This is a genomic window from Rhizobium sp. P44RR-XXIV (assembly GCF_001999485.2).
GTDB lineage: Bacteria > Pseudomonadota > Alphaproteobacteria > Rhizobiales > Rhizobiaceae > Rhizobium.
On sequence record NZ_MPVZ02000029.1, the window covers coordinates 405,787 to 432,098 of the forward strand.

General features: G+C 59.6%; 26 protein-coding genes and 1 pseudogene. 18 read left to right on the forward strand and 9 right to left on the reverse strand.

Going from position 1 to position 26,312, the window contains the following annotated elements:
- Positions 1-77 precede the first annotated feature (77 nt).
- Positions 78-1,541: a phosphatidylserine/phosphatidylglycerophosphate/cardiolipin synthase family protein gene (locus tag BSK43_RS27950; protein WP_077468005.1), complete on the reverse strand. Its 1,464-nt coding sequence runs from the start codon at positions 1,539-1,541 to the stop codon at positions 78-80.
- Between the two features lie 348 nt (positions 1,542-1,889).
- Between BSK43_RS27950 and BSK43_RS27955 the strand changes: the two genes are divergently transcribed.
- From BSK43_RS27955 to BSK43_RS27980, 5 genes are all read left to right on the forward strand, one after another.
- On the forward strand, positions 1,890-2,162 hold the full coding sequence (locus tag BSK43_RS27955) for a DUF2934 domain-containing protein (RefSeq protein ID WP_077468006.1): 273 nt from the start codon (positions 1,890-1,892) through the stop codon (positions 2,160-2,162).
- A gap of 507 nt (positions 2,163-2,669) precedes the next feature.
- Positions 2,670-2,984: a plasmid stabilization protein gene (locus BSK43_RS27965; RefSeq protein ID WP_136687310.1), complete on the forward strand. Its 315-nt coding sequence runs from the start codon at positions 2,670-2,672 to the stop codon at positions 2,982-2,984.
- Positions 2,985-3,111: 127 nt separating this feature from the next.
- Positions 3,112-3,507 (forward strand): GFA family protein, encoded by a 396-nt coding sequence (locus BSK43_RS27970; protein ID WP_077468009.1) that lies wholly within the window; start codon positions 3,112-3,114, stop codon positions 3,505-3,507.
- 28 nt (positions 3,508-3,535) lie between these two features.
- Positions 3,536-4,273: a glutathione S-transferase gene (locus tag BSK43_RS27975; RefSeq protein ID WP_077468010.1), complete on the forward strand. Its 738-nt coding sequence runs from the start codon at positions 3,536-3,538 to the stop codon at positions 4,271-4,273.
- On the forward strand, positions 4,270-4,848 hold the full coding sequence (locus BSK43_RS27980; protein ID WP_077468011.1) for an isoprenylcysteine carboxylmethyltransferase family protein: 579 nt from the start codon (positions 4,270-4,272) through the stop codon (positions 4,846-4,848). The genes BSK43_RS27975 and BSK43_RS27980 overlap by 4 nt, the downstream gene beginning before the upstream one ends.
- Positions 4,849-4,850: 2 nt before the next feature.
- Here the strand turns inward: BSK43_RS27980 and ligD are convergent.
- Positions 4,851-5,707: pseudogene (gene ligD, locus BSK43_RS27985) on the reverse strand (non-homologous end-joining DNA ligase); the annotation flags it as partial.
- 120 nt (positions 5,708-5,827) lie between these two features.
- The gene (locus tag BSK43_RS27990) at positions 5,828-6,622 is read right to left on the reverse strand and encodes an SDR family oxidoreductase (protein ID WP_077468012.1); all 795 of its coding nucleotides are present in this window, start codon (positions 6,620-6,622) and stop codon (positions 5,828-5,830) included.
- A 271-nt stretch (positions 6,623-6,893) separates the two neighbouring features.
- Here BSK43_RS27990 and BSK43_RS27995 point away from each other — a divergent pair, with 271 nt between their 5' ends.
- The 8 genes from BSK43_RS27995 to BSK43_RS28030 all read left to right on the forward strand — a co-directional run bounded on the left by BSK43_RS27995 (position 6,894) and on the right by BSK43_RS28030 (position 15,615).
- Positions 6,894-7,289, forward strand: coding sequence for a RidA family protein (locus BSK43_RS27995; protein WP_068393178.1), 396 nt, complete (start codon positions 6,894-6,896; stop codon positions 7,287-7,289).
- A 457-nt stretch (positions 7,290-7,746) separates the two neighbouring features.
- A complete protein-coding gene (locus tag BSK43_RS28000; protein WP_136687314.1) occupies positions 7,747-9,441 on the forward strand; it encodes an ABC transporter substrate-binding protein in 1,695 nt (564 codons plus the stop codon).
- 22 nt (positions 9,442-9,463) lie between these two features.
- Positions 9,464-10,444: an ABC transporter permease gene (locus BSK43_RS28005; protein ID WP_077468013.1), complete on the forward strand. Its 981-nt coding sequence runs from the start codon at positions 9,464-9,466 to the stop codon at positions 10,442-10,444.
- Complete coding sequence (locus BSK43_RS28010; RefSeq protein WP_068393161.1) at positions 10,444-11,346, forward strand: ABC transporter permease; 903 nt, start codon at positions 10,444-10,446, stop codon at positions 11,344-11,346. The genes BSK43_RS28005 and BSK43_RS28010 overlap by 1 nt, the downstream gene beginning before the upstream one ends.
- Positions 11,343-12,158, forward strand: a complete 816-nt coding sequence (locus tag BSK43_RS28015) for an ABC transporter ATP-binding protein (protein ID WP_077468014.1) — start codon at positions 11,343-11,345, stop codon at positions 12,156-12,158. Before BSK43_RS28010 ends, BSK43_RS28015 begins: the two co-directional genes overlap by 4 nt.
- Positions 12,155-13,081, forward strand: a complete 927-nt coding sequence (locus BSK43_RS28020) for an ABC transporter ATP-binding protein (RefSeq protein WP_068393155.1) — start codon at positions 12,155-12,157, stop codon at positions 13,079-13,081. Before BSK43_RS28015 ends, BSK43_RS28020 begins: the two co-directional genes overlap by 4 nt.
- Positions 13,082-13,093: 12 nt before the next feature.
- A complete protein-coding gene (locus tag BSK43_RS28025) occupies positions 13,094-13,564 on the forward strand; it encodes a GNAT family N-acetyltransferase (protein WP_077468015.1) in 471 nt (156 codons plus the stop codon).
- 29 nt (positions 13,565-13,593) lie between these two features.
- Positions 13,594-15,615 carry a beta-N-acetylhexosaminidase gene (locus tag BSK43_RS28030; protein ID WP_077468016.1) on the forward strand — a complete coding sequence of 674 codons (2,022 nt, stop codon included), beginning with the start codon at positions 13,594-13,596 and terminating at the stop codon, positions 15,613-15,615.
- A gap of 70 nt (positions 15,616-15,685) precedes the next feature.
- Here the strand turns inward: BSK43_RS28030 and BSK43_RS28035 are convergent, their stop codons facing one another.
- On the reverse strand, positions 15,686-16,909 hold the full coding sequence (locus tag BSK43_RS28035) for an ROK family transcriptional regulator (RefSeq protein ID WP_077468017.1): 1,224 nt from the start codon (positions 16,907-16,909) through the stop codon (positions 15,686-15,688).
- A gap of 292 nt (positions 16,910-17,201) precedes the next feature.
- Here BSK43_RS28035 and BSK43_RS28040 point away from each other — a divergent pair, with 292 nt between their 5' ends.
- On the forward strand, positions 17,202-17,450 hold the full coding sequence (locus tag BSK43_RS28040; RefSeq protein ID WP_077468018.1) for a hypothetical protein: 249 nt from the start codon (positions 17,202-17,204) through the stop codon (positions 17,448-17,450).
- A gap of 161 nt (positions 17,451-17,611) precedes the next feature.
- On the opposite strand, the gene BSK43_RS28045 is transcribed toward BSK43_RS28040, so the two are convergent.
- Entirely contained in the window at positions 17,612-18,244 is a 633-nt protein-coding gene (locus BSK43_RS28045; protein WP_077468019.1) for a hypothetical protein, read from the reverse strand.
- A 171-nt stretch (positions 18,245-18,415) separates the two neighbouring features.
- On the opposite strand from BSK43_RS28045, the gene BSK43_RS28050 reads away from it, so the two are divergent.
- Complete coding sequence (locus tag BSK43_RS28050; protein ID WP_077468020.1) at positions 18,416-18,955, forward strand: hypothetical protein; 540 nt, start codon at positions 18,416-18,418, stop codon at positions 18,953-18,955.
- 19 nt (positions 18,956-18,974) lie between these two features.
- Here the strand turns inward: BSK43_RS28050 and BSK43_RS28055 are convergent, their stop codons facing one another.
- Entirely contained in the window at positions 18,975-20,249 is a 1,275-nt protein-coding gene (locus tag BSK43_RS28055; RefSeq protein ID WP_077468021.1) for an FAD-dependent monooxygenase, read from the reverse strand.
- A 39-nt stretch (positions 20,250-20,288) separates the two neighbouring features.
- Here BSK43_RS28055 and BSK43_RS28060 point away from each other — a divergent pair, with 39 nt between their 5' ends.
- From BSK43_RS28060 to BSK43_RS28070, 3 genes are all read left to right on the forward strand, one after another.
- Positions 20,289-20,771: a MarR family transcriptional regulator gene (locus tag BSK43_RS28060; protein WP_246662715.1), complete on the forward strand. Its 483-nt coding sequence runs from the start codon at positions 20,289-20,291 to the stop codon at positions 20,769-20,771.
- Positions 20,772-20,929: 158 nt separating this feature from the next.
- Positions 20,930-22,468: a diguanylate cyclase gene (locus BSK43_RS28065; protein WP_077468279.1), complete on the forward strand. Its 1,539-nt coding sequence runs from the start codon at positions 20,930-20,932 to the stop codon at positions 22,466-22,468.
- A gap of 162 nt (positions 22,469-22,630) precedes the next feature.
- Positions 22,631-23,593, forward strand: coding sequence for a trypsin-like peptidase domain-containing protein (locus BSK43_RS28070; protein WP_077468023.1), 963 nt, complete (start codon positions 22,631-22,633; stop codon positions 23,591-23,593).
- A gap of 107 nt (positions 23,594-23,700) precedes the next feature.
- Here BSK43_RS28070 and BSK43_RS28075 read toward each other — a convergent pair whose 3' ends face one another.
- The 3 genes from BSK43_RS28075 to BSK43_RS28085 all read right to left on the reverse strand — a co-directional run bounded on the left by BSK43_RS28075 (position 23,701) and on the right by BSK43_RS28085 (position 26,312).
- On the reverse strand, positions 23,701-24,477 hold the full coding sequence (locus tag BSK43_RS28075) for an SDR family oxidoreductase (protein WP_077468024.1): 777 nt from the start codon (positions 24,475-24,477) through the stop codon (positions 23,701-23,703).
- Entirely contained in the window at positions 24,474-25,460 is a 987-nt protein-coding gene (gene denD, locus BSK43_RS28080; RefSeq protein ID WP_077468025.1) for a D-erythronate dehydrogenase, read from the reverse strand. The genes BSK43_RS28075 and denD overlap by 4 nt, the downstream gene beginning before the upstream one ends.
- An 84-nt stretch (positions 25,461-25,544) precedes the next feature.
- Complete coding sequence (locus tag BSK43_RS28085) at positions 25,545-26,312, reverse strand: TIM barrel protein (protein ID WP_077468026.1); 768 nt, start codon at positions 26,310-26,312, stop codon at positions 25,545-25,547.

Here is a 26,312-nt window from a genome sequence, read left to right on the forward strand (position 1 = left end):
TGGGAATATAGGAAGCGATGGCGGGCCTTGTCATGTAAAAAGGCCGCGACCACCGCAGAATGTCGATCTGAACTCATTCAGAGATAGGGCGAACCGAGCCAGAAGACCTTCTCGATCAGCCTGACGATGAAGGGCCGGGCGCGCAGTTTCTCGAGATCGACGGGGTGGGCCGTTTCAAGGATTGTTGCGATATGAGCGTCGATCGTGCCGGCGAAGCCGCGGTCGATCACTTCCAGATCCACCTCGAAATTCAGCCGCAGGGAGCGAGGATCGAGGTTGGAAGAGCCGACATAGGCCCATGTGCCATCGACGGCCAGAAGCTTGGAATGGTTGAATGGTCCCTCGGCACGCCAGATGCGGCAGTAATTCTTCAGCATCTGGTCGAATTGCGCGGTCATGGCGCGATCGACCAGTACGAGATTATTGGCCGTCGGGACGACAATGTCGACCTCAACGCCGCGTCTTGCCGCTGTGACCAGGGCGCTGATCAGTTCCCGATCGGGCAGGAAATAGGGTGACATGATGCGGATCGACTTGTGTGCGACCGACAATGCGCCAATGAGCATCTTGTGGTTTGTCTCGACGCTGCGGTCGGGGCCGGAGGTCACTACCCGCATGAATACCGGCGCGCCCGGCTCGTTGGAGGGCGCTGAAATCCGCCATTCGTCTCCATCAAGCACTTCACCGGTCGTGAAGCGCCAATCCTCGGCGGCCGTATTGAAGAGATCGGCTACCGCGGGGCCCGTGACGCAGAAATGCATGTCGCGGGCGCAATGATCCCCGGCGAACTCACGCGTGAAACCCTCGCGAATATTCATACCCCCGGTAAAGGCGATCCGCCCGTCGATGCTCAGGATCTTGCGGTGGGTGCGCAGATTGGCATAGGGCAATCGAAGACCGATGATAACGTTGCCGTTGAACACATCGGCGGCGACCCCGCCATGGCTGAGATAGCCCATGATCGTCGGCACGGAGTAGCGAGCGCCGACGGAATCGATCAGCACGCGAACGCTGACGCCGCGCTTGACCGCTTGAATCAGTGCATCAGCGATGCGCAGGCCGATCGGGTCGCGGTCGAATATATAGGTCTCCATCAGAATGCTGCGCTCGGCGCCATCGATCGCCGCCTTCATTGCCGCATAGGCCGCATCGCCGCTCGCCAGCATCTCGATGGTGTTGCCGGTGCTCATGGTGTAGCGGGCCACGCGGTCGCCGAGCGTCTTCATTGAGCCGAAATGGTCGCCGAAGAGCTGCCGCACCCGGTGGTCGTCTGCATCGAAACTGGCAAGTTCTCCGGACGCATCCTTGCGAAAGAAGGCGTCACGGTGGGAACTTAGGGAGGCCCGGCGCATACGGTTGATGCCCGCGACGGCATAGAGCAGGGCACCGATGATGGGCGACAGGATGATGACGCCGACCCAGCCGATCGCTGCTCGCACATCCTCCTTCGTCATGGTGGCATGAATTGCCGCCGCCGCTCCCATGGCAATGGACAGGACGGCAAGAATTTGGCCCCAATGGGCAACCAGAAGGTCGATCATGATGCGAATATATCCCGGCCCGCGAAAGCTGCAATCGGCGGCCTTACAATCCGCTTTATATGGCTGATAGCGGTGCGAAAAGCTGCCTTATTAGATATTTTTAATTGAACAGCCCTGTTGCAGTCTTCATATTGAGGGTGCTTCGGCTGCTTCGCTACCGTCCCCCACGGTATCCGTGTTTCTTGTGTGAAGCGCCACTGCGGTTCGGGAGTCGAGACTAGAGGAATCGTTCCATGGGCATTTTCGCCGCCATGGAGTCTTGGCTGCTCAGGGGAGGCACGAAGCCCGCATTTCAAGAACGGGCATTGTTCATCAACCATGTTCAATGATGCGAACGGAGAACAGCAGATGTTGGAATCTCGGGACGAATGGATCAAGAAACGCGCATATGCCATCTGGGAAGAAGAAGGCTATCCCGCCGGCCGTGACGGCATACACTGGGAACAGGCAAGCAGCGAACGCATCGCGCTTGAGAAAAGCGCTGGCAAGGAAGCGAAGCTTGGCGCCAAATCCAAGGCAAAGCGCAAGCCGACGGTTGCCATCGCGGCAGTTGTCGAAGAGCCAGTGGCCAAGCCTGCCGTGAAACGGACGTCTAAGAAGGCCGTCAAAGCCAAAGTCTGATACATGTCCGGTCCTTCGGATGTGGCGGAAGCGGGAGCGGCTCGACAACAACCATCGAGCCGCTCCTTTTTGATCGGGGCCGATAAAATATCTGCAATAATTTCGGTAGCTTGGGCCTCAGGCACAAAATAGTTGTCACACATCGGTGCTATCAGGCCGGGTAGGGAGCCCCGCCATGCGTAGTCGTTATGCTGATGATCTGGAAATTACTGTTTTGACGATCGTCGCAGCGCGCTGTCCTCAGGTCCCCGTTCACCGCGTGGAGGGAATGCGGTGACATCCCTCCTCATTCTTGCCGCCCTCTATCTTCTGGCTGCATTAATCCTCATCCTGATCATCGACCGTTCAGTGGGCGTATTCTTTCCTGCGTCCGCCAAACATCGGGCTGCGCCACGGCATGGTCGCCGGTCGTGGTTCGCGCCGGTCGATCGCAGTGCACCGAGCCGGATATCGGAACCTTTTCCCTGACCGTGGGTTGGTCTTTCATCCACAACAAGGAGAAAGACCATGCCCCGAGGAGACAAATCCGCTTATACGGACAAGCAGAAGCGCAAAGCCGAACACATCGAAGAAGGGTATGAAGACCGCGGCGTTTCCCATGAGGAAGCCGAGCGACGCGCATGGGCGACGGTGAACAAGGAAAGCGGCGGCGGCAACAAGTCCGGCTCCGGCCGCGGTCACCCGGAAAATCATGAATCGTCGGAGAAGGGCGGCAGGATCGGCGGTCGTGCCTCTGCAGGCCGCCCGGCGGCAGCGCGTTCCGCATCGGCAAAGAAGGCTGCCGCAACCCGCAAGCGCCACGAGCACGATGCTCATCACTAGTGGCCGCGACTTTGTCGCGCAGGCTCTATGCCGCATATTGTCGGGTCAATCGGGGTCGTAGTATCACCGAGGCGTTGAGGCATGGCTTTCGGTCATGGCAACCGGCAAATGGTGCGGAGGCGGATTGATGAGAATGCTCACCGGACAGTGCAGATGCCGGACCGTCACCTATGAAGTCGCTGACGAATTTGTCTATGCCGTGAACTGTCATTGCTCGAATTGCCGGCGCACAACCGGGTCGGCATTCAAGCCCCTGGCGGGCATTGAGATTGAAAAAATCAGAATTGCCGACGGCCTGGAGAGCATCATGTCCTATGGGGACAATGCTTCGACATATATGCACTGTGGGAAGTGTGGCTCGCTATTGTATGCAATCGTCAAGAACGGAACCTACGCCCATGTCACCATGGGGACGCTAGTCGACACACCGAGCATACGTCCGACGCATCATGTTTTCGTCGGCTCAAAGGCCGAGTGGTTTGAAATCACCGATAATCTCCCACAGTATGAAGAGAGCGACTGATCGCCATATGCGCCAAGGAGTGACCGGAATGCCTTATGAACTTTACTATTGGGACGGTATTCAGGGTCGCGGCGAATTCGTACGGCTGGCCCTGGAAGAGGCTGGCGCCGATTATGTCGATATTTGCCGTGGTCCGGCCAGCAAGGGGCAGGGCACAGGCGCCATGTTGGCCATCATGGACAGCAAGGTCGAACCCGCCGTTCCCTTCGCGCCGCCGTTTCTGAAGGATGGCGATCTGATCATCTCGCATGTGGCGAACATCCTGATGTATCTCGGGCCGACTCTTGGTCTTGCCCCCAGGGATGAAGCGCAGCGGCATGAGCTGAACGCGCTGCAATTGACCGTCACCGATCTCGTCGCCGAGGTGCACGACACGCACCACCCGATCGCCACTTCGAAATATTATGAGGACCAGAAGGAGGAGGCAAAGGCTCGGTCGGCCGAATTCATCGGCAATCGCATCCCGAAATATCTCGGCTATTTTGAGCGCGTGCTGCAGCAGAACCCGCATGGACCTGATCATGCCTTTGGCGATGGTCTGACCTATGTCGACCTATCGCTGTTTCAGATTTACGAGGGATTGCGCTATGCCTTTCCGCGCGCCACCGCGCATCTGGCCGATCGCTATCCGCATTTCGCCGCTCTGCATGCGGCTGTCGCGAAACGGCCCAATATTGCTCGCTATCTTCAATCGGATCGCCGCATTCCCTTCAACGAGGATGGCATCTTCCGGCACTATCCCGAGCTCGACAGGAGCGATGCATGACCGAAGCAAGGCTGCTGGGTTTATTTTTTCCAGTCTGCTGGGGTATTTGGGCAGCCATCTGGTTCATCGCTTCGTTCGGCGTCAAGAAGGCGGCGCGGCATGAGGATCCTTGGTCGCGATTGTCGAATACCGTCCCGATCTGGATCTGCGCCTTCCTGCTGGTCGTGCCGCCATCCTGGCTCGGGCCTTTGTCGTTCCGGCTTGTCCCGCAAAATCTGACCTATTATGGCATCGGCGCCGCCATGACCGTCATTGGCCTCGGCTTTGCCATCTGGGCGCGCTATCATCTCGGTCGTAACTGGAGTGGCGTGATCACGGTCAAGCAAGATCATGCACTGATCCGCACCGGTCCCTACGCTCTCGTCCGCCATCCGATCTATTCCGGCCTGATACTGGCGATCCTCGGTGCGGTGCTTGCGCGTGGTGATGTCGCCGCGTTGCTTGCGTTTGCCTTCATGCTTTACGCGGTTCTGCGACGTGTGGGCATTGAGGAGCGCTGGATGAGCGAGACCTTTGGTCTAGAATATGCCGACTACAACGCCACGACGCCGGCACTCATCCCATTCCTGGTATAGCGTTAAGCTTTCAGAGTTGACGCTGCCTTGAAAAAATCGGACCAGGGATCAGCGTTGGAATTGCCCAGGCGCGCGGCGGCATTCTTGACCGTGAAAGAGGCCGGCCCGATCTTGTCGTTTAATTCTTCCCAGGCGATCGGCATCGAGACTGTCGCCCCTGGTCTTGCGCGCGTCGAATAGGGCGCAACTGCAGTGTTGCCGCGGCCATTGCGCAGGTAGTCGATGAAGATATGGCCGGTCCGCTTTGCTTTGCTGGCGACGGAGAGATATGCGTCAGGGCTGTCGGCACTCATGGCGTGCGCCATCGCTTCGGCGACGTCCTTGATCTGCGGCCACTCCGCCTTGGGCTTGAGGGATGCGACGACATGCAGGCCCTTGCCGCCTGAGGTCTTGACGAAGGAGGCGAGCCCCAGCGCTGTAAAGCGCTCCCTTATTTCCAGCGCAGCCTTGATGACCTTGGCCCAGCTGACATCCTCACCGGGATCGAGATCATGATGATCATGTCGGGCTTTTCCCAATGATCGGTGGTCGTGCCCCAGGGGTGCATTTCGAGCGCCGCGGACTGGACGAGCGCCGCAAGCCCGTCGAAATCCTCGATCTTCAGGAACTTGGCGCTCTCCTCGTCGTCGGGATCGGCAATTTCGATGATATGCGGGTTGATTCCCTTCCAGGCATGTTTCTGGAAGAAGCGAGGGCCGCTTATGCCATCAGGGCAACGCAGCAGTGCCAGGGGCCGATTAACGACGAAGGGTGCCATGCGAGGCCAGGCCAGCGCATAATAATCAACGAGGTCCTGCTTGCTCACGCCATCGTCGGGCCAGTAGACCCGCTCTGGATGCGTCAACTGAACGGAGGTTTCGATCCGATTCTCAATGGGCGTCCTTGCCATTCGCATGCGCTCCATCTTGTTTCGACGCGAGAGCCGCGCCGGGCGTAGACTAGCATTGCCCGGCGCGAAAAGTCGATCGTCCTGCATGCCTTACGGCATGAGCTGACCGCCATTGACCTCGATGATTTGCCCGGTGATGTAGCCGGACAATGTCTGCGATGCCAAAAACAGATAGGCGCCGACACAATCTTCCGGAGTGCCGACGAAGCCCATGGGAATGGACTTGCGCTGCAATTCCATCTGCTCGTCATTGGTATAGCGTTCATGGAATGGCGTCGCGATGACGCCCGGCGCTACCGCATTGACCCGGATCTTGTCGTTGACGAATTCCTTGGCGTGACCATGGGTGATGGTCGAAACGAAGCCTTTGGCGGCAGCGTAGAGGATCGCGCCGTTGCCGCCCCCGTTGCGGGCAGCAATCGACGTGGTGTTGATGATGAAGCCGCCCTGCTTCTTGAGGTGGGGATGGGCCGCCCGGGTCGCGGCCAGCACCGAGCGGGCGTTCAAATTCATCACGCGATCGTAATGCTCGTCGGTCATGTCCGAGGTCGGAAGCCGTCCCAACATGCCGCCGGCATTGTTCACCAAACCATCGAGACCGCCGAGCGCTTCAGCTGCCTTGTCGATGACTTTTTCGGTCTCGCCATCCTGTGACACATCGCCTTGGATCAGGTGAACAGTACCGCCGCTCGCCTTGATTTCGGCAGCCAGCTGCTCGGCTGGCTCGCGGCTGGCATTGAAGTGAAGAGCGATCTTCATACCCTGCTTGGCGAAGGCGAACGCAAGGGCTGCACCGATACCTGTAGACGCGCCGGTAATCAGCACACGCTTGCCTGCAAGATCGGGAATACGAATGGACGCGAGCGACTGCGCGAGTTCTGTCATGACGACTCCTCCTGAACCTCAATAATCATATGACGAATTCGTCCAGTCTTAACAGGTGCGGGCGCGGCAATGCAATGCAAGCCGCCCCAGTAAATGGACACGATGATATGATCGCCGAACAATATTTCGAGCATTGTGCTCCGCCGAAAAACGATCTGGCGTGGCTGCGTCATGGCGGATATTGAAGAGCGAAGGGGAGTCGCGTGCCTGGTCCTGTGCGTTCGAGGGTGCCGGCTGCGACTTTGAATAACAGAGAGAGACCGAGGATATCATGAGCAAGAACAAGCTGATCCGTTTCGATATTGCCGACAGTCAGGCCGGCGGCCAGCGCCGTCCTTTCGCCAAGGCCGTGCGCGCCGGCGATTTCGTCTACGTCTCGGGTCAGGTCCCGACTGTTAACGGCGAGGTTATCGTCGGCAATATCGTTGCGCAGACCGAGCAGGTCATCGCCAATATCAAGGATGTCCTCGCTCTTGCCGATTGCACCCTTGAGCATGTGGTGAAGGTCAATGTCTGGCTCGACGATGCCCGCGACTTCTCGAGCTTCAACGCCGTTTTCCAGAAGCATTTCATCGATCACCCGCCGGCGCGCTCCACCGTCCAGTCGCCGATGATGGTGGATGTGAAGATCGAGATGGATGTCATCGCCTACAAGCCGCTCGATTGAGCTGACAATCCCTGATTATCAGAAGCTCCGTTGTCTGGTGTGAAAACCGCTGCGACGGTGCGGTTCTGCAATTAGCCGATTTCGGAGGCGCAGCAACTGCGCCACCGAAACACGTGCCCTTGAACGTTGGTCCCTTAAATAGCTGCGCCGCCGATTTAGCTCTGGCTTTTCAAGCGCATGCGATCTCCCTAGTCTTTTTGCCAAAGCCGGTCGCTCGTTACTCCGGTCGCAAATGTGCGCCTTGATATTGGCCTGCGGGTCCAGATTGGTAGGGCAGGGCAACGCGCAGTTTTTCCCGAATTCCTTATTGCTACAAATCGTTGTTCGGTCGGCCGCCGATGCGTCCCGATGCTTGTCGCTTTGCCTGTTGATTTCAAATCAGCGGATTGACGAGCGCGCAAACTCACGATTAAATCAATTTGATTGACTACTCGAAATCAACGAGAGGGAACTGCAAATGGGAATGAAAAAAAGCAGATTGCGTAATTTCGTGTACCGGGCTCCATGGCTGGCAACGGCAGCACTCGGCGTCTCGCTGGCATTCGGTGCCGGTGTCGCCTCGGCTGCCGAATCCGTGCTCACGATGCACATCGAGGAGCAGACCAGCTGGGTCAGCAACTTCAATCCTTTCGATCTGGCCGGTCGCCGCCAGAGCACGATGGATTTCATCTACGAGCCGCTGGTCATCTTCAACGCCAATGACGGCGGCAAGCCGGTCTGGCGCCTAGCCACCAGCTATAAGTTCTCTGACGATCTGATGTCGATCACCTATGACCTGCGCCCCGGCGTGAAATGGTCCGACGGACAGCCGCTGACGTCGGCCGACGTGAAATACACCATCGACCTGATGCTGAAGAACCCGGCGGTCGACACCGTTGGTGTCGGCCAGACCGTTGCTTCCGTCGAAGCGCCGTCGCCGACGCAGATCAAGATCAACCTCAAGGCGGTGAATTCGGAATTCCCTGAATCGCTCGCCGATCTCGCCGTCGTGCCGGAGCATATCTGGAAGGACGTTGCCGATCCGGTGGCCTTCAAGAATGAAAAGCCCGTCGGTTCCGGTCCGATGACCGAAGTTCGCCGCTTCACGCCGCAGGTCTACGAGCAGTGCCGCAATCCGAACTACTGGGATGCCGCATCGCTGCATGTCGATTGCCTGCGCCTGCCGCAGATTTCGGGCAACGACCAGATGCTGGCTTTGCTGCCGGAAGGCAATGTCGACTGGATCGGCTCTTTCCTGCCGCAGATCGACAAGACCTTTGTTGCGCTTGATCCGCAGCACAATGGCTACTGGCAGCCGCCGGCTGAAACCGTCGCCTTCCAGATGAACTTCAAGTCCACGAACGCCGGCAATCTCGAGGCCTTCAAGGATCTGAATTTCCGTCACGCCTTCAGCCTGGCGATGGACCGCCAGTCGATGGTCGATATTGCCGGCTTCGGTTATCCGGTCGTCAACCTGCATGCCAGCGGCCTGCCGCCGCGTTTCGACAGCTGGCGCAACAAGGCCGCTGAAGGTGACAAGGATGCCTTCATGGGCTTCGACACCGACAAGGCAAACAAGATCCTCGACGACGCCGGCTACAAGAAGGGCGCCGACGGCTTCCGCACCACGCCAAGCGGCAAGCCGATCGCTTTCCCGGTCATCGTGCCGAACGGCTGGACCGACTGGATTGATGCCGTACAGATCGCCGTCGAAGGGCTGCGCGCTGCGGGCATCAACGCCTCTGTTGCAACGCCTGAATACGAACAGTGGCGCAAGCAGCTTCTCGATGGCAGCTTCGATGTCGTCATGAACTCCCGCGCCGACAGCGCCACCCCGTTCCAGGGCTATTATCAGAGCCTGTCGACGGACTATGCCGGCAAGCTCACCGTCTCCGCGCCACGCTACTCCAACCCGAAGCTCGACGCGCTGTTCGATCAGTACCGCAAGTCGTCTTCCGATGCGGATCACAAGAAGATCTTCAACGATATTCAGGTTCTGATCGCCGATGATTTCCCGGTCGTGCCGGTCTTCAACGGTCCGACCTGGTACCAGTATTCCAGCAAGCGGTTCACCGGTTGGGTCACTGACAAGGATCCGGTGATGAACCCGGAAAACCACGACAATAATCGCATGCGCCTCATGCATCTCTTGCGTCTGAAGCCGGTCCAATAAGACCTAAGCAAGGGAAGCAGATATGCGTATTTCAAGCCGGCGCCTAGGCGTCTATGCGGTGGCTTTGGCCTTCGCGATCGTCGTGAACTTCATTCTTCCCCGGCTTATGCCGGGGAGTCCCGTCGACGCCATGGTGGCCCAGCTTGGGCCGCGGGCGACGCCTGCCGCCGTAGAGGCGATCAAGGCGCGCTTCGGCGAGATCGATCAACCGATCATGATGCAGTTCGTCGATTATCTCAAAGGCCTCGCAACGCTCGATCTTGGCGTTTCGGTCAAATACTATCCCCAGACCGTGGTGCAGGTGTTAAGCCGCGCCACGCTCTGGACGATCTTCCTGGTGGTGACGGCGATCATCTTTTCGCTGTGCGTCGGCGTCGTGCTCGGCGCGATCTCCGCCTGGCGTCGCGGCGGGCGGTTCGACACGGTCGTATCGCCTCTCGCCGTCATCATGTTCTCGATCCCGCCCGTCATCATCGCCCTGACGATCCTCTTCATCTTTGCGGTATCGCTGCGCTGGTTCCCCGTGGGTTATGCCTATGATCCCAATCTCGATCCGGGCTTCAACTTCACCTTCGTCAGCAGCGTGTTCATGCACGCCATCCTGCCGGTCCTGACGCTCTCGCCATTTCTCATCGGCGAGTTCCAGACGACGATGCGCTCCTCGATGATCGTCGTGCTGGGTGAGGATTACGTCACCATGGGGCGGGCGAAGGGGCTTAGCAACCTCGCCGTCATGTTCAGCTATGGCGCCCGCAATGCCTTGCTGCCCGTATTGACCAATCTGGCGCTGATGCTCGGCGCTGTCTTCGGCGGCTCGATCGTCACGGAGATCGTCTTCAATTATCCGGGCCTTGGCCTGACGCTGTTCACCGCCAGTGTTGCCCGCGACTACCCCGTCATTCAGGGGCAATTGCTTCTGATGACCATGGCAACCCTCATAGCGAATTTCATGGTCGACATCATCTACGGCCTGGTCGATCCGAGATTGCGGGAGGGCAGATAATGGGCTTCGCGTTGAAATCAATTTTTAGCCAGAAAAAGGCCCTCGTCGGCTTCATCATTGTTGCCGCATTGTGCCTGATGGCAATCTTTGCACCGATCATTGCTCCGGGCGAGCCCGGTGCACGCGTCGGTCGCTCCCACCAGGCGCCATCGGTCGAGCATGTCTTCGGCACCACGAAGATGGGCCGCGACGTCTATCGTCAGTTCGTCTGGGGTGCCAGAAGCTCGCTCTCCGTAGGCTTCGCGACCGGCATCGCCATCACGGTCATTGGAACTGCCATCGGTCTCATCGCGGGTTACGCCGGCGGCAAGACAGATGCGGTGCTTGATCTTGCGACCAACGCCGTGCTCGTCATACCGAACATGCCGCTTCTCATTCTGCTTGCCTCCTTCTCGGGGACGGTCGGGCCGATGACGATCATGACGATCATCGCCCTGACGTCATGGCCCTGGGGCGCGCGCATGACCCGATCTCAGACGATGGCGCTGCGCAATCGCGATTTCGTCACCGCCGCCAAGATGATCGGCGAGCCGGCCTGGCGCATCATCTTCGTTGAAATTCTTCCCAATCTGACGCCATTGATCGGCATCAATCTTGTCGGCAGCATCATCTATGCCATCGTTGCCCAGACTACGCTCGAATATCTCGGCTTCGGCGATCCGCTGAGGGTCACTTGGGGCACTATGCTCTATAATGCGCAGAATGCTTCGGCCATCATGGTCGGCGCCTGGTGGGATATTGCAGTCCCGGCCGCCGGTATTGCCCTTACGGGCCTCGGCCTTGCGCTGATCAACTTCACCTTCGACGAAATCGCCAATCCGCAATTGCGCTCAGGCCCGGCACTGACCCGATGGTTCCGCCTGACCCGCGCCCGCAACCGTATGATGAGGGCTGGCCAATGAGCGACAATCTGCTTGAGATTGAAAACCTGAACATCGACTATCTGGTCGACAAGGGCGACTTCCGGGCGGTGAAGAATGTTTCATTCAACATCGGCCGTGGCGAGATTTTCGGTCTCGCCGGTGAGTCCGGTTGCGGCAAGAGCACGATTGCCTATGCCATAACCCGGCTCTCCAAGGCACCGGCATGGATCAGCGGTGGAAGCATCCGTCTGGATGGGCAGGATCTGCTGCGCATGCCGGAAAACGAGCTGCAGAAGATCCGCTGGAAGCGGATCGGCATGGTGTTCCAGAGCGCGATGAACTCGCTCAATCCGCTGATGCGGGTGGAAGCGCAGTTTCATGATGTCCTCCATCGCCATACCGGCTGCTCCAAGCAGGAATCCCGCGCCCGTGCCGAGGAAATGTTCAAGCTGGTCGGCATTCCCACGCACCGCGTCAGCGACTATCCGCACCAGTTTTCCGGCGGCATGCGCCAGCGCATCGTCATCGCCATTTGCCTGGCGCTCAGACCCGAACTCATCATCATGGACGAGCCGACGACTGCGCTCGATGTCGTCGTCCAGCGCGAGATCCTGGAGCAGGTCCTCGACCTCCAGCAGACCTATGGTTTCTCGGTGCTGTTCATCACCCATGACCTGCATCTGATGGCGCAGCTTTGCGGGCGCATCGGTGTCATGCTGAAGGGCGAACTCGTCGAAGTCGGCGATGTGGCACAGGTCAGCCAATCGCCCGTTCACGACTATACGCGCAAGCTCTGGAACGCCATTCCCCAGCTTCCAGCCAGCGCCCACTTTTCCGGAGCTTTGGCATGAAACCGCAGATACAGGCAGTCGCTGCCGAACCCGTCATCCGGCTTGAGGATGTTCAGCGCCATTTCGGTTCGGTCCATGCGCTGAAGAGCGTCTCCTTCTCCCTGTTTGCCGGGCGAGCGCTGGCGCTGGTCGGGGAATCCGGCTGCGGCAAGACCACATGCGCCCGCATTATCGCGCGGCTCGACAGGTCGAGCGCCGGTAAGCTTTTCTTTCGTGGGCAGGATCGCACCGCGCGTGCCACAGGCAAGGAAGAGCGGATGTACCGCAAGGACGTCCAGATGGTATTCCAGGATCCGTTCTCCTCGCTGAACCCGGCCTTTACGGTCAATCATCATATCGCTCGTCCGCTGCAGCTCCATGGCGAAGACAAGTCGAAGGCCGAGCGCGATGATCAGATATCCAAGCTGCTTGAGAGCGTTGGTCTCGATCCTGCCCTGACACGTCAGAAATTTCCGCATGAACTGTCAGGTGGCCAGCGCCAGCGCGTCAATATCGCCCGTGCATTGGCGGTTTCACCCAGCGTTCTGGTGGCCGACGAGCCGACGTCGATGCTTGATGTTTCGATCCGCAAGGACATCCTGGATCTGCTAGCGCGGGTGAAGCGGGAGAACGACCTCGCCATGCTCTACATCACCCACGATATCGCCACGGCTGCCCATGTTGCCGAGGAGATCGTTGTGATGTTCGCCGGCCAGATGGTCGAGTGGGGCGATACCAACGCTGTGCTCGCCGCCCCGAAGCATCCGTATACCCAGCTCCTGCTCTCCGCCATTCCGGATGGCGGCCGCAGGTTCGTCACAGGCGGCAGCGCCCGCTTTCTCGAGCAGGCGGAGAAGATCCGCTCGCTCAGCCGGCCGATTTCGACCGTGGTGGAACAGCTCGGCGACAATCATTTCATGCGTGCGCTCGTCGCATCGAACTAGAGGGATTTCATCGTGGATTATCTGGTCAATCTATCGACCTTGCCAGTGGATACACAGTCGCCCGAGCGGATGGCGAAGGCAGGTGTCACCATCAGAAGGGCATTGCCGCCGGAACTGCGGCTTATCGTCGGTTGGGTCAGCAAGCATTTCAGCGAGGGATGGGCAAGCGAGACGACGGTGGCGATGACGCGCCAGCCGCCGACCTGCTTCATCGCCACGCGCAATCAGGAGCTGGTCGGCTTTGCCTGCCACGAGGCGACGGCGCGTGGCTTCTTCGGCCCGACCGGTGTCGATGAGAGCGTCCGTGGCCTCGGCATCGGCCGTGCGCTGCTGTTTGCATGCCTCAACGACCACAAGGCGATGGGTTATGCCTATACCGTCATCGGCGATGTCGGCCCTTCGGAATTCTACGAGAAGACGGTTGGCGCGATCCAGATCCCCAATTCCGAGCCCGGCATTTATGCCGGCCTGCTCAAGCTCTGAACGACCCATTAGATAAAGAGAGAATACCCATGTCGACACCGCGATCTCTAGCTTTGCGGCTTGAAACAACCTGGAATCCCCCCGCCGACGGCAAGGATTTTTCCTATGTGCTGCGGCTGAAAAACCTTTCGTCTGATGCGCTTTCGGGCTTCTCGCTCTGCGTCAGCGGTCCCGGCCGTGTCGACCCCGCTGGCGTTGTCGATGGCGCGACGGTGACCAAGCGGCTGTCCAACTTCACCGAATTCCAGCCACCGGAAGGTTTCGTGTTGGCTGGCGGCGAAACCTGGACGATCACCGTTCGTGCGCTGAGCTGGCAGTTTCGCCACTGGAATGACGGTGCCAATAGCGCCTATCTCGCATTGGCCGATGGCGGGACGGTTTCACTCGGCACGGAGCCGACACGCACATCGTCAAGCAATGCGCCGTTGAAGCGCGGCGCGGAAATCTACCCTGTACCGGCCAATCCGCCGGTGCCGCTGTCGATCATTCCCTGGCCGAACCGCGTTGCCGTTTCTGCCCGCCGCCCGCTGCCGGCAGGCTTTGCCCTGAAGGCCACCACGCCGGAAGCGCAGGCTGCTGCCGCAAGTTTCACCGCGCTTGTCGAGCATCTTTTCTCGGCCGAAGGTCTCATCCGTTCCGAGGCGGAAGGGGCTGTGTCCGTCGAGTTGCGCCAGGTAGCCGGTCTCGGTGCAGAGGCCTACAGGCTGGTATTCTCGTCTGAAGCCATCACGGTCGAAGCGAGCGCACAGACCGGTTTCGTCTATGGCCTCGTGACCATTGGGCAGATCTGGCGCGGCGCGCGTCTGCACCCGCAGGCATTCCATTTCCCGGCGGGTGGCGAGATCGTCGACGAGCCCGCCATGGGATGGCGTGGCCTGCATCTGGATGTCGCACGCCAGTTTTATGGCACTGCCGAGATCAAGAAGCTGATGGCGGTGCTTGCCTGGAACAAGCTCAACCGCTTCCATTGGCATCTGTCGGATGATGAATCCTGGCGTGTCGAAATCGACGCCTATCCGGCGCTGACGGAGATCGGCGCATGGCGCGGCCATGGTCTGCCGATGCCGCCGCTTCTGGGCTCCAGCCCGGCTCGCACTGGCGGCTACTATACCAAGGCAGCCGTGCGCGACATTGTCAGCTATGCCAAGGGTTTCGGCATTGAGGTGCTGCCCGAGATCGATATCCCAGGCCATTGCTACGCCATGCTGCAGGCAATTCCCGAGCTTCGCGATCCGAATGAAGCCGGCAGCTATTACTCGGTTCAGGGTTTCCCTGATAACTGCATCAACCCGGCGCGCGAAAAGACCTATGAGGTCATCGAGACGATCCTCTCCGAATTGATCGAGCTCTTCCCGTTCAAGACGATCCACATCGGTGCCGATGAAGTTCCGCTCGGCGCATGGTCCGGTTCGCCGGAAGCGCTGGCTCGGCTGCGCGAACTCGCCGGCGACGAGGTTGCGGAAGCACATGCCAAGCGGTTGAACGTCATCACCAACACGCATGGTGCCGACGATATTCACGGCTCCGGCGCGGCCTACCTGCAGGCGGAATTCCTGGAGCGCATCCAGGCGTTTCTCGCCTCAAAGGGCTGCATAACGGGTGGTTGGGAAGAGGCGGCTCATGGCGACAGGATCGACAAGGACAAGAGCTATCTCTGCAGCTGGCGCAATGTCGAGGTGGCGGCCGAGCTTGCCGGTCGCGGCTATGAGATGGTGGTTTGCCCGGGGCAGGTCTATTATCTCGATATGGCGATGCGCCCGGATTGGGACGAGCCCGGTGCGAGCTGGGCGGGCCACTCGGATCCGGAGAAACTGTATAACTTCGATCCGATCGGCGGCTGGACGGACGTCCAGAAGGAAAAGCTTCGCGGCATCCAGGCCTGCATCTGGTCGGAATCGATGACGGACCGGGCCATCTTCGACCGACTGGTGTTCCCGCGGCTATCGGCACTTGCCGAAACGGGCTGGACGAAGCCATCGGCAAAGTCCTGGGAGCGGTTCAAGGCGCTTGTCGGCACGATGCCGCTGCTATACGGCCTGCATCAATTCTGACAGCTTGATGTATGGCCCTCGGCGCGGTTTAGGTGCCGCGCCCGATTGCGTTTGATGGCATCTCCTGTCGTTACAGCTGCTGGGCAGCGCGATGGAGGATCGGCTTTTGCAGGACATCGAATTGCGGGTTCGTTTCCGAAAAGATCGGTAGTGCGGCGGCGCCGAGAATGGCCGTGTCCTTGCCGGAAGCGCCGATCATCAGCCGCGGGATCGTGCGCTCTTCCGACGGGTTCACCGGAATATGCAATGGCTCTACGCGAGCTGCGAGCCGTGTCATCAAGGCCGTTGGTGCGCTGCCGCCAAGCACGATCGTCTGCGGATCGAAGGCAAGCTCGAGAAAATCGATCGTCTGGCGCAGCGGCTGGGCGGCCTGCTCAACCCAGGTCTCAAGTCCCTGGTGATTGGCTGCGATCATTGCATCGAGATCGTCGGGCGAAAGCTCCTGGGCGTTCTCGATTCCAAGATATTCGTAGGCGACGGATGGCGACACATAGCGGTCGAGACAGCCGCGCTTGCCGCAGGTGCACAGCCGGCCATGTGGTTCGACGATGATATGGCCGATTTCGCCGGCATTGGCGCGGCTGCCCTTGTAGAGATGGCCGTCCAGGAACATGCCGGCGCCGATGCCGCCATCGCCCGCGAGAAAGAGATAGACGAAGCTTCCGAGACCGCGTGCGACGCCGTATAGCCGCTCGCCGATCGCCGCAGCCGTTGCATCATTTTCGACGAGCACAGGCACGCCGATACGTCGCTCCAATTCGCTGGCGACGGGGAAGTCCTGCCAGCCGGGCAGATTGAGCGGGCTGAGCGAGGTGACGCCGCCATCCGCATAGCGCCCCGGCAACGCAATGCCGGCGCCAAGCAAGCGGTTGCGATCGAAGGAGAAGGCGTCCTGCAAATCCCGGACGATGGCGGCAAGGACGGGGATCGCTTCAGTCGGCCCGGGTCTGTCGACATGGCGTTCGATGCGGGCGCAAACCGTGCCGGACAGATCTGTCAGTACCCCGATCGCCCTCTGTCGGCCGAGCTCCAGGCCGATGGAGTAGGCCCCGTTTGGATTGATGGTATAGGGAATGATCGGCTGGCCGCGGGCGATCTTCTGCGCTTCCATCGGGATCAGCAGATGCGAACGCGCGAGCTCCTCGACGATATTCGATACGGTCTGGGTCGTCAGCGCTGTTATGCGGGCTATTGCTGCCCGCGACATCGGCCCGTTGGTGCGGATGGCCTCGATCACGACACGCCTGTTATGCGATTTGGCCTGTTCGAGATTCGTGCCTGAAATTGTCTTCATGAGATGATTGGAAGTTTCTGGATCAGCGTTCGTTAGCGTTGTTGCTTGTCACGGCTGCTGCTGCGTGACGGAGAAGGCGGGGCGCAAATTACCGTTGTTCGCCCGGTATTTGGGTAGTTTCCATCCTTTTGTCCAACGGTTCAAGACGTTAGCGATCAATAGGCCAAAGCTTGGCGTTTTCTGCGCCCTTTTTCCGCTGCTTAGGCGAACGGGCAAGCCTTTACTATGACAAATGTTAGGTTAGACTCCGGTTACCTCGGCTTTTGCAGAGGATAGCCCCTGGAGGATTTCGATGATCAGACTGCTCGGACTTGCGATTTTTTCTACCTGCCTTGCCACTGGAGCCATGGCAGCGGACGCCACCTGCAAGGCGCAGGCCGCAGACAAGAAGCTGGCGGGAGCTGCCTTGACCAGCTTTACCAACAAGTGCGCCAAGGATGCGGCTACTTCTTGCGATGCGCAGGCCGCTGCCAAGAAACTTGCCGGAGCTGCCAAGACGAGCTTTGTCAAGAAGTGCAACGCCGACGCCGTCGGCGGTTGATCGCTGACATCAAGCTTTCACGCAATTATCCTGAGTGCCGCTGAGCGCAAGTGAGATAGTTGAGTGTTAAGATCGGGACGCAGCGATACGAAGTGCCGTGTCGCTGCGTTTTGTACCCACATCGTCAAGCCAATTTCCGCCCTCGATTGGAGCCGGTTTCGTTACTGTTTTCGATAGGTGCCCTGCATGGTCACGCCATCGGCGAAATTGCACACGCCTGCTTGCGTAACCTGCCATGTTTGGGCATTGAGCCGTTCGAAGCCGATGGAGCAATTGTCGACGGAAAGCTTGCCACGGCCGCCTTTTAGCGGAATGACGCCATTGATACTGCCGGCATCGACATCGCCTGCATCGGCGCCGCCGGGGCCGACATGGGTCGCGGTCAACAGGATTGCCGTGAGGCCGCCGACCGGGCCGAATATGGATAGATTACCCTCGTCGCCCTTGCCGCCTTCGGCTAGAAAATTGGTGGAGACGCTTTGTCCGCCCTTTGTCGCCTGAAGATATCCGATCTGATTGTCATAGGCTTGCCGGACGCATGCCGCATCCCCGCATGATTGCACGGATTTGAGCCAGCGTTGCTGCCGTCCTTCGATGGTGTTGGTATCACCACTTTTGCGGGCGGCGGTGTAGAGATCGCTGGTCATCGCATCCCGTATCCGCAGGGATTGATCCCCGCAAATCACATGGTCGCTTTCCGTGGAAGGCTTTTTGCAATCAATGCCCGCAGCCGAAACCGGCATTGCAAATAGGTTAGCTGCCAGCATCGCCATGGCGAATTTCGAAATAGTCATGGGGTCCTCCGTCCGCAATCATCCCTGCTAATTATGCCGCACCTCGTCGTCGTAAAGGCCTCGCAGCGCATATCGCAATGCGAGAGATTTGATCCGCGCCGCATTTGAAGATTGCGAGGAGGGACCTAGTTTTGCTGATCAAGGCAATTTGCAGATCGGCGGAGGAGTGGGGTGAAGGGCGAAACACAATTGTCTGGCAGAGTCACGTTCCTGGTCGTCGGATCGGTTTTCGTTGCCGTCACCATCGGAATGGCGGCGTTGGGAATCCACCTTTACAGAACAAACGCAACGGCAACCGCAATGGCGGCTTGTGTGGTTTTTGCATGGGGTTTCGGCAGCATGGTCGTCGCCATGATGCTCGTGCTGTTGACCTCGGGGAGGCAGACTAAAGGCAATGTCGGTGTCAGGAGAGGCAGGGTTTCTATCCGGCTTAATAACGGATCGCCAGGCTCAAGCGGCCATATGACCGGCGGCGGTGTCGAAGCCGAGGGTGAAGCGGGAACGCGCATCACCAGTCCGCTCCCGTCCGTTTTTCTAATGCTATCTTCGATCGGATTGGCTGTGCTTGGCCTTTTCCTCTTCGGCCATCACCGGCTCGATGTGATCGGTTCGGGCATGTTCGTCGTCTTTGTGATTTACATCGCGAACTGGAGCAGACTGGCTTGGCCTCGGAAGGTGACTGGTGCAACGGCCAACAAAAGCACCAGATGACGAAATGCCTTCGGTACGCCTATGCGGCGTCCCGCCGGTTCTTTTGACCCATACTATCGATGCCGCCTGGACCCACAGCTTCGAGATCGGCGCGATAGGCAAACAGTTTGCGGCCCATCCTTATGCCGAGTGGCAGCAACAGGGGCAGAAGCAGGTCCCGCAGCAACAGCCTTAACCGGGTGGATTTGCGCTTCCTCGAGGCGTTCTGCCTTGTGAGCTTTACGACGCGCTCGATCCTCGGGCGCCGCAATGCTTCATAGCGGGCGAAGGCGTCGTTGTGGTCGATCGTTTCGGCCAGGCATGACGATAGGATGAGTGCATCTTCTATCGCCATCGAGGCTCCCTGTCCGGCGTGCGGGCCAATGGCATGGGCAGCATCCCCGAGCAGAACCACGCGCCCTTTCGACCAGGTGGGAAGCGGCGGCATGTCAAAGATCGGGTAGCTGCGCTCGACCCTCTCAACCTCTTGCAGGATCGCCGCATTGGGAAACGGATCGTCGGCATGCATCTCACGGATGCGGTCTGCCAGGTCATGAGGATCCATTCCGCGCACCATATCGGGGTTGTCCGCGGCGAAGGAGTTGAACCAGTAAACCGGATACGATGCCGTCTTGATGTAACCGAAGAAGGCTTTCTCACCGAATGTCATGCGCATCAGGCCATCCGTTGCCGGTATATCGGCGGCGACGATGCCGCCGGCGCCGATCAGGCCGGTAAAGTGCGGGGCCGGGAAGTCCGGGAACACCTGCGAACGGACCTGCGAGCGCAGACCATCGGCGGCGACGAGAAGGCCCACCGAAAGGCTGGCCGCATCCGCAAAGTTTAGCGAAACGGAATGGATACGGCTCTCGACGCCGGAAATGCGTCGGTCGAATTGCACGGCGATCCCTCGCGCTTCGCATTGCTCGATCAGTATCCGGGCCAGTGTTCCCCGCTTGACCGTGACGGACGGGGCGCCGAATGTCGACCGATGGTCGCTCTGGTCCACGAGAGCCAGCCTGCGGCCGCGCGCATTGCAAAGCTCGATGGCTTTGGTCTCCAGCCCCGCGCGCAGGACTTCATCACAGCAATCCACGGCCCGAAGCCCGTTCATTCCATTGGGCGCGAGCGTCAGGAATTCGCCTTCGGAGAGAGCGGCTTCCCGCGAGCGTGCCTCGAACAGGTTCGGGCGAAAACCCAGCTTTGCCAGCCGCAAAGCGAGCACCAGCCCGCCTATGCCGGCACCGCAAATGCCGATCGTCAATTCGTGGTTATTGGCATCGGGAGTTGCAGCACCGTCCGTCATAGGGCACATTGTTTCTTCCTTCTAATCGTTAGATAGATGAATTATTCGATGATCGAACAAAAGTCAAATGAGGAGCCGCAGCGCCTTGCCGAGGAGATCGGGTTCGCCTGCATGCGATGGCAGGAAGCGGTGGAAGCCTTCGATGAAACCTTCGGCAAGCTTTACGGGTTGAATAGCGCCGAGCGCCAATGCCTGAGTGTCATCATGAGAGCGCCGCAACCGGCGAACGCCGTCGCCAAGGCCATCGGACTTGCACCTCCATCGGTGACAGCGTTGATCGATCGCCTCACGGCGCGCGATCTTGTTCATCGCGTCGCCGATCCGAAAGATCGGCGCAAGATCCTGGTCGCCCCCTCGGAGAAGGCCGTAAAGCTCGGCAGGGAAATTTACGGCCCTATCCATGAGGCTGGCATGCGGATGCTTGGGCAGTTTTCAGAAGCGGAAAAGCAGGTCGTCCTGCGGTTTCTGACGCAAGCGATAGAGATGCAGGAGCACGAACTCGAACGACTGCAGGAGAGGGGAGCGAGCTGATCCCATCGGGCCGGAAGGGTGATTCGTGCATACTGTCGCGGCCGAGGACATTCCTTTACCATCGGGTGTTATGGTTGAAGACAGGTTCAAATTCGAAAGGCACATACCGGGATAAGATGCTGAGCGCGGAAATCGTCGCATTTCTCCAAGCATATCCGATGGCGGCGCTTGTAGTTGACGCCGCTGGTGTTGTTGTCTTTGCGAATGAGGGGGCCCGTGATCTCTTTGCATTTGACGAAGTACCTCCCGATCTCGCTATCTCGGCTTTGCTGCCGGACTGGCCGTTACAAGCTACAGTATCCCACGCGCTTGTCGTGGCTGGCGATGGCGATCGGCGAAACTGTCAGGTCAGGGTGACGACATGGCGCTCCGCATCCGATGTGCTGACCGCAATTCTCATCGAGCCGGAGAACCAGGAGCGCCAGGCGGCCGTCGCGGCACGAGACGCCAATTTGCGCCTGCGATATGTCATAGAGATGCTGCCGGAAGCCGTGTGCGTCTTCGATGCGAACGACCGCTATGTCCTATGGAACGAGAAATATGCGGAGCTCTATCCGGATATTGCCGGTCATCTCAAACCGGGGACTGCTTTCGAAGACATATTGAAGATCAGCCTTGCAAGCGGCCGTATGCCGGAAGTCGTCGGAGACAAGGATATCTGGCTGCGGCAGCGCATGCGAAAGTTTCGCCAGCCGGTTTCTCAGGAAGAGCAGCAGCTGCGCGACGGACGATGGCTTCGGCATGATGACCGGCGTACCCCGGATGGTGGCGCCATTGGGATGCGGATAGACATCAGCGAGCTGAAGCAGCGCGAGGAATGGCTGAGCCAGCTTTTCGACGCCAATCCGATGCCGATGCTCCTGTGCGACGGCACCAGCCTCGATATTCTCCAGGCTAACCGGGCAGCATTGGACTTCTACGGTTTTGATGCCGTGACATTATTCTCATCAAGGGCATGCGACATGCATGTCGAAAGCGAGGCCGAGCGATTTGCGGCCGCACTTCTCGAACTTGAAGGTGATTGCGAGGCCAGAACCGTTTGGCGGCAGAGAATAGCCGATGGTTCGGAGCGCCATGTGCTCGTCTATGTTCGGCTGCTCCACGAGGGGCTGGAGCGCCGCCTGCTGCTGACGATCGCCGATGTCAGCGACCGAATTCTCGCCGAGGCCGAAGCCAACCGTCTGGCCGCACACGATATGCTGACCGGATTGCCGAACCGGATGTGTTTTTACAAAGCTCTCAGCGAAGCTCTGAAGACGAGTGGGGGAAAAGGCATCGCTGTCTTCTGTCTTGACCTCGATGGGTTCAAGCCGGTCAACGACACGTTCGGGCATGCCGCTGGTGATGAGGTTCTCAAGATGGTCGCAGAGCGGCTGCGCGGCGCGGCAAGAGAACATATGGTGGCGCGGTTGGGCGGTGACGAATTCGCCATCCTGATGGAAGCAGCCGATGGAAATATCGGTGATGTTGCGCGCGGTTGCATCGCCGCCTTCAAGTCCTCTTTCTTCATCGGGGGCGTGGCGGTGGATATCGGCATCAGCATCGGCGTCTCGTCGTCGCCGGAGGACGGCCAGAACGGGGAGGCACTCGTTCAGGAGGCCGACCGCGCACTTTATCAGGCAAAGGCCAGCGGCCGGAATACCTGGCGGATGGCCGCCAGCGTCCGTCGTCGGGCCGTCTCGAGGCGTATGAAGTAATGGGCCGGCGCCGCATGGCGGTGCATATTCCCAGCTCTTGAACTTGGCTCGTCGCCTCCTCATCTGAATATCAATTGTTTCAATCTGTCGAACTGACAGCCTCTCGCTTTTCACAGTAGCTGCCGGTCCTCGTAGCGACGCGCCCGCGTCGGAGGAGTTTCTATGGGATTCATTGATCGCGACATCCAGCCGTCACCCGATGCCGGGCTGCTGGATGCCTATTCTCAATCGGTATCTGGCGCCGTCGATATCGTTGGTCCGGCCGTGAGCCGGATCGAGCGCTTGGGCCGCCGTGCCGGGCATGGTTCCGGCTTCGCCATCTCGCCGGATGGCCTCGTCGTCACCAATAACCATGTGGTCGACGATGCCAAGACGGTCCGTATCAAGACGCCGGAAGGAGCAACCGTCGAGGGCAGGGTGCTTGGCCGTGATCCGGACACCGATCTTGCGCTGATCCGGGCCAATGACTGGCCCGGTGCATGGGCCCGGCTCGGTGATTCCAAGACGTTGAAGCGCGGCCATATCGCCATCGCCATCGGCAACCCGCTCGGCTTCGAATGGACCGTTACGGCCGGCATCGTATCGGCGCTCGGCAGGTCGATGCGCGCCGCGAGCGGCCGGCTGATGGATGACATCATCCAGACGGACGCGGCGCTCAATCCGGGTAATTCAGGTGGACCGCTGGTATCGTCGGCAGGCGAGGTAATTGGTGTCAATACGGCGGTTATCCAGGGTGCCCAGAGCATCGCCTTTTCGGTCGCCTCGAACACGGCCAGGCATGTCGTGTCCGAAATCCTGCGCTTCGGTCATGTCCGGCGTGCCTATATCGGTATCGCTGCCGACACTGTCGAGTTGCAGCGACGCATCGCGCTGGAGGCCGGCGTCACGCATTCGACCGCAGTGCGTCTGCGCCGCGTCGAAAAGGATAGCCCGGCGGAAAAGGCAGGCCTGCAGGAAGGCGACTACCTGCTCGCCATCGAGGGCCACGCCGTCTCGGGCATAGACGATGTTGTCAGGCTTCTGGACGGCGACAAGATCGATACCGAGATCGAGGTTCTGATCTTCAGCGTCGCCGGGCTGATCGAGCGACGGCAAGTGAAGCCGTCGGCTCGTCCTGCGATCTAGAGCACCTCCAGGAAAAGTGCGTAGCGGTTTTCCGTCCGGAATGCGTCAGGAAACAAAAAGATAGAGCATTTCCGCTTTTCGTGGAAATGCTCCGAGGCTGCCGGTCGCTAGCCTCTGCCGACCAATGGCATTTTCGTTGCCATAACGGTCATCGACAGCACGTTGGCATCAAGCGGCAGGGTGGCCATATAGACGACGGCGCGGGCGACATGTTCGGCCGAGATCGTCGGCTCGGCCGCCACCTCTCCGTTCGCCTGCAGCACGCCGGCGCTCATCCTTGCGGTCATGTCGGTCGCGGCATTGCCGATATCGATCTGGCCGCAGGCTATGTCGAAGGGACGGCCGTCGAGCGCCGTCGATTTCGTGAGGCCAGTGATGGCATGCTTGGTCGCCGTATAGGGTGCCGAATGCGGCCGTGGCGTCGTTGCCGAAATCGAGCCGTTATTGATGATGCGGCCGCCGTGCGGCACCTGGTTCTTCATCAGCCGGAAGGCCTGCTGCGTGCACAGGAAGGCGCCGGTGAGGTTCGCGCCGAGGATGGCGTTCCACTGCTCGAAAGACAGTTCCTCCATCGGTACGGCCGGAAGGCCCATGCCGGCATTGTTGACCAGCAGATCGAGGCGGCCATATCGGCTGGCGATGGCATCGAAGAGGGCGCGAACGGAATTGGGATCGCCGACATCGGCGGCAACGGCGAAAAATTCCGCGCCCGTCTCTTCGGAAAGCTCCCTGGCGGATGTTTCAAGCACATCCGCACGGCGTCCCGAAATCACGACCTTGAAGCCGGCCGCTCCAAGCGCTTTCGCCATGGCGCGCCCAAGGCCCGTGCCGCCGCCGGTGACGAGCGCTATTCCATTTTGTGTTTTAGCCAAACCTTCGCTCATGCAAGCCTCCCGCCCAATTCATCCTCGATATGCACCTGCAGGATCTCGTCGAAGCTCTGCTCCGCCTTGAAGCCGAGGTCACGCGCGCGCTCTGCATCGAACCGCTGCGCCCAGCCGGTGACGATCTTCTCGATCACCGGATCTGCCTCCCGCCGGATGAGGGCGACTGCCTTGTCGCCGGCCACCCGCCGCAGCGCGTCGATTTCATCGGAAACGACGGCCGAGAGCCCGGGCATGGTGAGATTGCGCCGCGGCCCGATCTTCGCAGTGTCGAGCGCTGCGGCGTGCACGAAGAAGCCGACCGCAGAGCGCGGGCTGGCAAACCAGTGCCGCACCGTATCGCTGACCGGCAGGATCGCTTCCTTGCCGATCAACGGCTCGCGCAGGATATTCGAGAAGAAGCCCGAGGCCGCCTTGTTCGGAGCGCCCGGCCGCACACAGATGGTCGGCAACCTGATGCCGATGCCATCGAAAATCCCGCGCCTCGAATAATCGGAGAGCAGAAGTTCGGCTATCGCCTTCTGCGTGCCGTAGCTGGTGAGCGGCGCAGTCAGGAACTCGTCGCCGATAATCTCGGGGAAGGGCGTACCGAACACCGCGAGGGACGACGCAAAGATGACGCGTGGCACATAAGCAGCCGTCAGACCTTGTTGCCGGATCGCCTCGAACAGCGCCCGTGTTCCGTCAAGATTGACCGTGTAGCCCTTGTCGAAATCCGCTTCCGCTTCGCCTGAAACGACGGCCGCCAGATGGAAAATGAGGTCAGGGCGTTCTTCGATGAGCTTATCCGCGACGCTGGCATTGGCGAGGTCGACGGTGACAGCCTTCGAGATGTCTCTGAGAGCTTCCGGTATGGGCGACTGAAAAGCATCCGCGAGAGTAAGTCGATCGATCGACTGTCCGAGCGCCTTCGGTTCCTTGGCGATCCGTTCGACAAGCTTGCGGCCGACCATGCCGGCGGCCCCCAAAATCAACACATGCATTTCGGCTTTTCCTCCTCAAGGAATCGGTATCGGTCTTCAATGTGGTTCGCCGTCTCCGCGCCCGGTCGACAACAATCAAATGGTTCAGCTGCGATATGCCTGCAGCCAGCCCAGTCCAGCCTCCGTTGTCGTGGCGGGCCGATATTCGGCTCCGATGGGCCTGTCATAGCCAAGCCTTTCGATGAAGCGGAAAATGTGACGATAGTCGATTTCGCCGTGATCCGGTTCGCGCCGGTCGGGGACAGATGCGATCTGGATATGGCCGATGGCGCCCAGAAGTGCTTCGAGCTTCTGGGTCAGGTCGCCCTGCATGATCTGGATGTGATAGCAGTCGAACATCAGCTTGATGTTCCCTGCGCCAACAGCAGATATGATGTCGAGCGCCTGATCGGTCGTCTGTAGAAAATACCCGGGTGCGTCGCGGCTGTTCAGCGGCTCGATCAACACCGTAATGCCCACCTCGCTGGCCCGCCCGCAGGTATGGCGCAGATTGGCGATGAAGGTGGCGCGCGCTTCCTCGCCGCTGCTTTTTCCCGCCATGACATGGACATTCTGCGCGCCGATCGCGGCGGCATAGCCGATTGCCTGGTCGATTGCGCGGCGTGCCTCGGCCTCTCGGCCCGGTAGGGCCGCCAACCCATTGTCGCCGGCCTGGACATTGCCACGACTGGTGTTCAGGCCAAGCATGGAAAGACCTGTTTCGGCGAGCGCCTGGCGCACTGCTTCGACTGGCGTGTCATAGGGATAATGGCATTCCACCGCATCGAAGCCGGCGGATTTGGCGGCCCGGATTGCGTCGGGAAGCGAAAGCTCCTGCCAGAGAAAGCCGAGATTGGCGGAAAAACGCAGCAT